At 45.1% G+C, this 3,158-nt stretch carries 4 protein-coding genes; all 4 read right to left on the bottom strand.

Annotated elements, in window-relative coordinates; translation table 11 throughout:
* Positions 1-1,776, bottom strand: a 1,776-nt coding sequence (locus H8K32_RS19795) for a DUF927 domain-containing protein (RefSeq protein ID WP_186914328.1), incomplete at its 3' end; no start/stop codon positions are given.
* A 135-nt stretch (positions 1,777-1,911) separates the two neighbouring features.
* Entirely contained in the window at positions 1,912-2,280 is a 369-nt protein-coding gene (locus H8K32_RS19790; RefSeq protein ID WP_186914326.1) for a hypothetical protein, read from the bottom strand.
* Positions 2,273-2,713: a hypothetical protein gene (locus H8K32_RS19785; RefSeq protein WP_186914325.1), complete on the bottom strand. Its 441-nt coding sequence runs from the start codon at positions 2,711-2,713 to the stop codon at positions 2,273-2,275. Before H8K32_RS19785 ends, H8K32_RS19790 begins: the two co-directional genes overlap by 8 nt.
* The coding region (locus tag H8K32_RS19780) for a hypothetical protein (protein ID WP_222613207.1) at positions 2,706-3,158 on the bottom strand (453 nt) is incomplete at its 5' end. The genes H8K32_RS19780 and H8K32_RS19785, both read right to left, overlap by 8 nt.

Raw genomic sequence — 3,158 nt, 5'->3', positions numbered from 1 at the left:
ACCTACCATATGTAACCCAAAGCTCTGTACTTTGGAATGGTTCAACAGCAAGGAAGCGAAAGCGGCTGACACAAAAAACAGCAACCGAGAGTTACCACGGCAGTAAGCCGCGACCTGTTGATTCCATTCTAAGAGTGTGCCTTTTTGCTTGAAATGCGATGCGACCATCCCATTTGTTTGAAACATTACTGTCTCGTCTCCTTCCCCGATAGTTCGATCAGGTAAAACATACACATCATCATGCCAGCCGGTGCGTTCAACGCATCGGACACGCTCCGGTACTTCTGCGGTTTGTATGTATGTCGTTAGATGATTTTTCACCTTTAACCCAGGTTCAATAAGCAACCCCATTGAGAGTAAATCGGCGCGGTATTGTGTGCCATCACCAGAGAGCATCTTAGCTGCCATTGACCAGCGTTTCACATTTCCGTCAGGGTCGTTAAATTCCAAGAGATAACCCCATTCATTGCTAGAGATATCGCGGGTTTTCGCAACTACACGCAATGCTGAACATATTTTAATTGCGGGTAGCGGCTCACCTTCATGGAAGGCATGATAAAAAACACCTTCATCATTGTTGGTGAAAAATGGTTTGCTTGATTGTCCAGCACCAGCATTTTTGCCTTGTTGCTGGCGCGGCTTTTGAGGTGTTTTCTCGGGAGTGGGCTTGTCAACCTTCGCCGGTGTTAATTTTTCACCTTGTGCGTGATTCTGGTTAACTTCAGATACCTTGGTGACAGTTTCACTGGCGGTTGTTTCAGGGGCTTGCATTTGATTGCTGTTCAATGCGGCCATGATCTGCGAATACACTATGTCACGTCCTGCATATAAAAATAAATCGTTAAAATCATTTCCACCAACAGGCAAGCCGGTGGGCTTGCACCACGGCGCGTGAATCAATTTGGCCGCCTCTTGAGCCGCAATCACTCCGGTATTTTTACCGGTCTTTTGTTCGGTCTCGCTATCGTCATCAGCACATATCAATATGTGCTTGTCTGGGTAACGCTCGCGTATTATCGCCGCCACATGACCTATATTGCTGGCGCTGAATGCAACCATAACGGCATAACCGGTGGCCTCGTATAAAGCGGCTGCGGTTGCATAACCTTCAGCGATCAAGATGCACTCAACAGCGCCAGCATCACCAATCCCATGAAAGCAAGCTGATACACGGCCACCTGTATAAAAACGTTTGTCACCGTTCGCAAACACACGCTGTATATTGCAAAGCTGACCGCTGGCATCATACAAGGGAATAAGCAATACATCGCCGGTGCGATGTGGCGCAAAACGTAACCCATGTGATGCAATACCTTTCTTTTGTAAATAGGTTGATTGGCCGGTATTGCTGGCGCTATCCCATGCCTTAGCCGCCATACTCGCCGCTGCTGCTTGTTTTCGTTCTATCTCTGCCTGATCTGCGGCCAAGCGGTCGGCGCGTTCCTGCGCCAGCAGTGCGGCTTGCTCTGCGCTGACCGGTGCAGCAGGTAAAGACTCTTTAATATTAAAGCCTCGCTGCTTTGCTTCGTATAGCACAGTGCCTATCCCAATCTTGCCGCCGGCCTTAAAACTTTTCCAGCTAGATTTTGCCGCGTCTTGATTGTAGTTCTCTGCCCTTCGACTCCAAGAGTCAAATACATCAAAGCCAGTATCACCAAATTCCTGTTTTATGCCCATGCCTATTTTTAGCCACAAGTCGCGCTCATTAGGTGGTATGAAACTTAAAGCGGCTTGTATCGTGTCAAGGCTTGGACGTTCTATTGTTTTCTTTTGCATAGCTTATCCTTTGCTTTTTTCTCTACGCTTAAATAGAGAAAAAGCGTTCAAATACAAAATGTACAGACGTATGCAACCACAGCGCATTTGCGAACAAATGCGACTCTTTAGTTTTTTTGGGGTCATATCTGCCTCTTAGTGCATCGCGGCAGCGTTGCCGTAATGATGTAATGGCGGTCGGATTATGCGTAACTCCTGCTGGATACGCCCTAAATAGCCAGCGCAAAAAGCATCACGGCTAGACTGTTCGTGTTGATTCCAAACAGATGCTGATGACTCAATCAAAGCACACGATTGACGCAATACGTTCAAGTAATGGTGCAAACAAGCAGGTAGATGTGCATGTAAATTTACTGCTTCATCTTCATTAAAGAAAGCTTGTGCAGCTCGGATGCCACAATTGACAGCACCTTGATAGTAAGCATCAATTTTTAGCTCAATTGGCGGCAATTGATCACCTAACAGATTCGGGAGAATTGCATTTAACGAGATTGATTTAGTCATTTTTCGCCTCCTGCATTCTTGCAAATACTATTGATGCAGTTGCTCGATGAACTTCATCGACATCTGAGAATATGTCTATCTCTCGGGCAGCCTCATAAATGAGATTTTCTAGATAGGAAAAGAAGCCAACCCAATACCCTTTAGCCGGTGACGTATCGCTAAAATCGATGTCCAGTGCGATGTGTCCCAATAAATTACTGCCAGCCATGCAACGATTATCTTTGAGGTATTGTGCAAAATGGGCGGCATATTCCGTACCGATACTACAAGCCACGCCGTAATCATCAGTTGGTTTTACGTCCCAGTTGTTGTACGCTTTTTTACTGCTGCGCTTTAATTTGCGTACAAACGGCAATACCTCAAATGATACGTGCTTGATTTCTGGCTTGTAGTTTCTACGGGCGGCCTTTATAGCGGATAATTTTTTAGACATGCTGACCGCCATTCAAAGTGCCACAAATGATGGCTAACATTTCACGTTGTAATGCCTTAATTTCATTTGCCTTTTGGGAGGCATAGCCAGCAAAGCAACATATCGAATTAATAACGCCTAAATTATCCGCATTTTCGACATTAAATTGATCAGTTTTCTCCAAAATTGCTTCAACAAAAACATTGAGTTCAATTTGTAATACTTCAATCTCAAAACCGAATTTTCGTAGATCATCCAACACTTCAACTTTAACACTTGGGGACTTTTTGAGATTAATTGCTGCAACGCCAGTTTTATCAGGGTTTTGTGCAGCCAACTCTTTAACCATCGCCAGCAATTGAAAATGATGACCTGCTTCCATTGCACGGTAAGCTTGTATCAGCTCAATTTCTGTTTCGGATAATGGGGGGAAAGACGTGTTAATTCCAGTCATGGCAGACTCCTT

The sequence above is a fragment of the Cognatundibacterium jejuense genome (genome assembly GCF_014284255.1).
GTDB classification, from domain to species: domain Bacteria; phylum Pseudomonadota; class Gammaproteobacteria; order Burkholderiales; family Burkholderiaceae_D; genus Undibacterium; species Undibacterium jejuense.
Note: the sequence above shows the minus strand (reverse complement) of the source record. Positions and strands in the feature narration are given on the sequence as shown.

Excerpts from the sequence above, each read along its gene's own strand:
- H8K32_RS19790 (WP_186914326.1), bottom strand. The coding sequence starts at position 2,280 with ATGACTAAATCAATCTCGTTAAATGCAATTCTCCCGAATCTGTTAGGT.
- H8K32_RS19785 (WP_186914325.1), bottom strand. The coding sequence starts at position 2,713 with ATGTCTAAAAAATTATCCGCTATAAAGGCCGCCCGTAGAAACTACAAG.